This is a genomic window from Veronia nyctiphanis, from assembly GCF_004116385.1.
Taxonomy (GTDB): Bacteria; Pseudomonadota; Gammaproteobacteria; order Enterobacterales; family Vibrionaceae; genus Veronia; species Veronia nyctiphanis.
This window is the reverse complement of record NZ_PEIB01000018.1, coordinates 60895-65664: the sequence shown is the minus strand read 5'-3', so window position 1 is coordinate 65664 and position 4770 is coordinate 60895. Positions and strand designations below refer to the sequence as shown.

Here is a 4770-nt window from a genome sequence, read left to right as displayed (position 1 = left end):
TACAACTCTTTATGGGTGACCGGAATTACATGACCCGTTCAGATGTGGATGGCGACTGGAACATTAAAATACCCTGGACAGAGCCTATACCACCGGGGAACCACGAATACAGTATTGAAATTACGCTTGGTGACGGCAGCACTGACAAGCGTTCAGGGATAATTTCTTTCTCAGACAATACGCCTGAGATTAATCTCAAAGAATCAGAATCATCGAGAAACGCGGCTGAAGCAGACATCACGAGAGTGGAAGAAAGCGACGGCCGCACATCTGACACAACAGAAATGGATACTGTTTACTTCTCAACCTCTGATACCTACCTCGACGCTATGCGTGAGCAAGAAAATTCACGCACGGATGATGGCTTCTAACTCACCTTTTCCATCACGAAATTGTTCAACGACACACCACGAACCTCTACCTCATTGTCTCTAACAACATGAAATCCCATTCGCTCAAAGAATGGTCTGGCAGTGATGCTTACAAGGGAATGAATGCGGTCAATACCCCGCGCTTCCGCCAATTCGAATATATGGTTCATCAATGCCTGACCAACCCCCTGCCTCTGAACTTGCCAGTGGCAAAAGAATTGGTCAATCAAACCGTCGTCCTGAAGATCAGAGTAACCCACAATCTCATTTTCAATGATCGCAACAAAAGGTTGGTTGTGTTTACACATCGCCATCAGTTTATCTGCGTCATAGCTTTCAACGGCCCATGCCTCAACTTGTTGTTGACTGTAGTGCTGAATACAAACATTGCGTACAGAGTGAAAAAACACCTCGCGAATTTTTATTTCTTCACCCTGTCGGTAGGGCCGGATTTGAATCACTGACATCTCGCTTTCCAAAACTTTACTCTCTCAGCCACAATAGCCGCACTCGCAGAAAAGGCTTATTAGCCACACCGCGGAAAGACTTTCTCGCTAAACATTGAAAATGTCATGAGTCTTCACGCCCTGCCAATGGTATCCTGTGCGGAAAGTTTACAAAGAGAAAAAAGAAATGACTAAATTAACGGCTGACATTCAGGCAAACCTTTTGTTATTTGTCGAAGAAACGCAAAAATCACGCGTCGTTTGGAGCCTTGAAAATGAAGAAGGCTGGTTGGCTTGTGATTCTACTGAATTTGAAAACAGTGAAGTCATGCCTTTTTGGTCTTCAAAAGAAGATGCGGCCTTCCATAATGTTGAGGAGTGGGCTGATTTCGAAGTAAAAGAAATACCGCTGGACGTGTTTATTGAAGACTGGCTGATCACACTTGACGAAGACGGTGTGCTGGTTGGCATTAACTGGAATAAAAACCTTGAAGGTAAAGAGTTGGAGCCGGGCGAAGTAGCTAAGCTTTACCTCTAAACCAATACTCAGCGTTACATGGATTATTTCAAAAAAGCCACCAGTAACTCGGTGGCTTTTTTAGTGCCGGGGTTCCGTTTTGTGTGGGTGGAACCAGAAAGCAGAAAGCAGAAAAGCCGCTGTAATCAGCGGCTTTTTCAAATGTGGCGGAGAGATAGGGATTTGAACCCTAGATACGCTATTAACGTATGCCGGTTTTCAAGACCGGTGCTTTCAACCACTCAGCCATCTCTCCGTAAGCGGGCAGAATATTAAAACCGACAGAGCAAGATGTAAAGCCCAAAATCGAATTCACCCTGCTGATTGACCACGCATTCGACACATTGGTTCGGTTACGCTCAATTATCCCCAAGAGTTACTGTTTGATGATCAAAAAAGCGCAGGGTTTTCGCCCTGCGCTTTCGATTCAATGATTTTGAGTCAAGAATTAACCGAAACGACCGCTGATGTAGTCGCGAGTCAGTTTGTGCTCTGGGTCATTGAAGACTTTCTCAGTGGTGTTGATTTCAACCAGATTACCCAAATGGAAGTAAGCGGTTCTGTCAGACACACGTGAAGCCTGAGACATTGAGTGAGTCACGATGACAATACTGAAGTTTTCTTTCAGCTCTTCAATCAGATCTTCGATGATACCCGTCGCAATTGGGTCGAGCGCGGAACAAGGCTCATCCATCAGGATAATTTCAGGCGCAATCGCAATAGTACGAGCAATACACAGACGCTGTTGCTGACCACCTGACAACCCTGTTGCTGGTTGATACATACGGTCTTTCACTTCGTCCCACAAACCTGCACGACGAAGAGACTGCTCTACCACACCTTCAAGGTCATCTTTGTTATCAACAAGACCGTGAATACGTGGGCCATAGGCAACGTTGTCAAAAATTGACTTAGGAAACGGGTTTGGGCGTTGGAATACCATACCCACTTGCGAGCGAAGCTCAACAATCTCAGTATCTTTGTCGTAGATATCGCGGCCGTCTAGCACGATTGAACCTTTGACCTCACAACCTGGAACCGTGTCGTTCATGCGGTTGAGGCAACGCAGGAATGTGGATTTACCACAACCTGAAGGACCAATCATCGCCAGTACTTGTTTTTCGCCGATATCGAGGTTGATATTACGAATAGCGGGCTTTGCACCGTATTCATAATTCACACCAACATCACGTGCCGTCATTCTTGGTGAATCTACAAACTGAACGCCGCATGTCTCTTTTGGCGCAGCGTGACTTTGCAGAATCTTGGTTGCATCTTTTGAACTTGGCAGACCGCTTCCACTCATTACTGTTGTTGTCATCTTTTTGCTCCTACCACCGGCGCTCTAAACGCTTACGTAAAATTACAGCTACTGCATTCATGAAGGCCAGAAAGGCCAATAAAACCATGATTGCGCCGGATGTGTTTTCAATGAATCCTTTCTCAGGCTATCTGCCCAGAGGTAAATTTGTACAGGAAGTGCTGTTGCAGCGTCTAACGGGCCACCGGGGACATCGACGATAAATGCAACCATGCCAATCATAATCAACGGAGCCGTCTCTCCTAACGCTTGCGCCATACCTATGATAGTACCTGTGAGCATTCCTGGCATCGCAAGTGGTAAAACGTGATGTAGAACCATTTGCATTTTCGATGCGCCAACTCCAAGTGCCGCATCACGCACTGAAGGTGGTACCGCTTTTATCGCTGCACGACTCGAAATGATGATGGTTGGCAAGGTCATAAGTGTGAGTACCAAACCACCCACTAACGGCGCCGAACGCGGCAAATCTGCAACGTTCAAGAAGACAGCAAGACCAAGCAAACCAAATACAATTGAAGGTACAGCAGCGAGGTTGTTGATATTAATTTCGATCAACTCCGTCGCACGGTTACGTGGAGCAAACTCTTCAAGATAAATCGCAGCAGCAACACCAATTGGGAAACTCAGTGCCAACGTCACCAACAAGGTGTAGAACGAACCCACAGTCGCCCCCCAAATGCCTGCAAGCTCTGGGTCACGGCTGTCACCGTTGGTGAAGAAGTGCTTGTTGAACACAGTTCGAACTCTATCGTCTTCAACTATTCTGTCAAACCAACCAATATGCTTATCTTTGAACTGGCGAGACGTTTCAGGAATATCGCGGCGAATATTGCCCTTGTTGAACTGGTTAAAGTTATCGCCCGCCTGCGCCCAATAGCTATAGGTCGTTCCAATCAGTTCAGGGTTGTTGATGACGGTATCCCTAAGGTCATATTCAGCACCGTTCGAGATGAACCTGTAAAGCTCTCGCTTATCTTTTCTGCCATCGACTGGAATAACCTCACGTAACGCATTACGAAGTGCTTTACGATAGCTACCCTGACCAAGTACTTGAGGGTCAACTTCTCCCTCTTTTAGGCCAAGAGTTTCAGCATCAAGCTGTACATCGAGTCGAATTTCAGTGGTATAAAACGCCGTATGACCTTTGAAAACGATCACCGTGATCATCACAAGCAAGAACGCAAACGCCATCAATATCGATGCGATACCATATGAACGAAAACGTGATTCTTTGTTTCTACGACGTTTAAGGCCCGCTTGGACCCTCTCCTTTTTGATCTTGGAGATCTCTAATAATTTATCAGTCATACTGCTCTCGATATTTCTTGACGATACGAAGTGCGACAAAGTTCAGCGCTAGAGTACCGACGAAGAGTGTCAATCCCAACGCAAATGCAGCGAGTGTTTTCGGACTGTCAAACTCTTGGTCGCCGACGAGCAAGGTTACGATTTGAACCGTGACTGTCGTAACCGACTCAAGTGGGTTAGCCGTCAGATTCGCCGACAGGCGACCGCCATAACAACGATCATGGTTTCGCCAATTGCGCGCGAAACTGCCAGTAGTAAGCCACCGACAATACCCGGCAGCGCCGCTGGAAGAACGACATTAATGATGGTTTCTGATTTTGTTGCACCAAGCCTAGAGAGCCATCACGAAGCGACTGAGGCACTGCAGTGATGACATCGTCTGACAGTGACGAGACGAAAGGTATGATCATCACACCCATTACAAGCCCGGCAGCAAGAGCACTTTCTGCCGATGCACTATCAAATCCAATGGCATGTGCAAAATCACGGATGAGCGGTGCAACAGTCAACGCGGCAAATACGCCGTAAACTACGGTCGGGACACCCGCGAGTATCTCAAGGACTGGCTTAACAACGTTTCTGACACGAGGAGACGAGTATTCAGAAAGATAAATAGCACTCATCAAGCCAACTGGGGCCGCAACCAACATCGCGATGAATGAAATCATCAGTGTGCCGGTAAATAATGGAACCGCACCAAAAGCGCCACTGGCGCCTTGCTGGTCACTGCGCAGAGCTATTTGCGGCGACCACTCAATACCGAAAATAAAATCGGTGATGGGAACCATCTGGAAGAAGCGTAAC

7 protein-coding genes and 1 tRNA gene are annotated in these 4770 nt (G+C 46.9%); 2 read left to right on the top strand and 6 right to left on the bottom strand.

Going from position 1 to position 4770, the window contains the following annotated elements:
- The first annotated feature begins 29 nt into the window (after positions 1 to 29).
- Entirely contained in the window at positions 30 to 371 is a 342-nt protein-coding gene (locus CS022_RS14800) for a hypothetical protein (RefSeq protein WP_129122944.1), read from the top strand.
- Here the strand turns inward: CS022_RS14800 and CS022_RS14795 are convergent.
- Positions 368 to 832, bottom strand: coding sequence for a GNAT family N-acetyltransferase (locus CS022_RS14795; protein ID WP_129122952.1), 465 nt, complete (start codon positions 830 to 832; stop codon positions 368 to 370). The genes CS022_RS14800 and CS022_RS14795 overlap by 4 nt on opposite strands.
- Before the next feature lie 172 nt (positions 833 to 1004).
- Here CS022_RS14795 and CS022_RS14790 point away from each other — a divergent pair, with 172 nt between their 5' ends.
- The gene (locus CS022_RS14790; RefSeq protein ID WP_129122943.1) at positions 1005 to 1355 is read left to right on the top strand and encodes a DUF2750 domain-containing protein; all 351 of its coding nucleotides are present in this window, start codon (positions 1005 to 1007) and stop codon (positions 1353 to 1355) included.
- Positions 1356 to 1499: 144 nt separating this feature from the next.
- Here CS022_RS14790 and CS022_RS14785 read toward each other — a convergent pair.
- The 5 genes from CS022_RS14785 to CS022_RS28150 all read right to left on the bottom strand — a co-directional run bounded on the left by CS022_RS14785 (position 1500) and on the right by CS022_RS28150 (position 4245).
- Positions 1500 to 1590: transfer RNA gene (locus CS022_RS14785), tRNA-Ser, on the bottom strand.
- A gap of 192 nt (positions 1591 to 1782) precedes the next feature.
- Entirely contained in the window at positions 1783 to 2535 is a 753-nt protein-coding gene (pstB, locus tag CS022_RS14780) for a phosphate ABC transporter ATP-binding protein PstB (protein ID WP_235869529.1), read from the bottom strand.
- 177 nt (positions 2536 to 2712) lie between these two features.
- On the bottom strand, positions 2713 to 3966 hold the full coding sequence (gene pstA, locus CS022_RS14775; protein WP_235869524.1) for a phosphate ABC transporter permease PstA: 1254 nt from the start codon (positions 3964 to 3966) through the stop codon (positions 2713 to 2715).
- Positions 3959 to 4099 carry a hypothetical protein gene (locus CS022_RS28155; protein WP_235869523.1) on the bottom strand — a complete coding sequence of 47 codons (141 nt, stop codon included), beginning with the start codon at positions 4097 to 4099 and terminating at the stop codon, positions 3959 to 3961. Before CS022_RS28155 ends, pstA begins: the two co-directional genes overlap by 8 nt.
- Positions 4100 to 4149: 50 nt before the next feature.
- Positions 4150 to 4245 (bottom strand): hypothetical protein, encoded by a 96-nt coding sequence (locus tag CS022_RS28150; RefSeq protein ID WP_235869528.1) that lies wholly within the window; start codon positions 4243 to 4245, stop codon positions 4150 to 4152.
- Positions 4246 to 4770 lie beyond the last annotated feature (525 nt).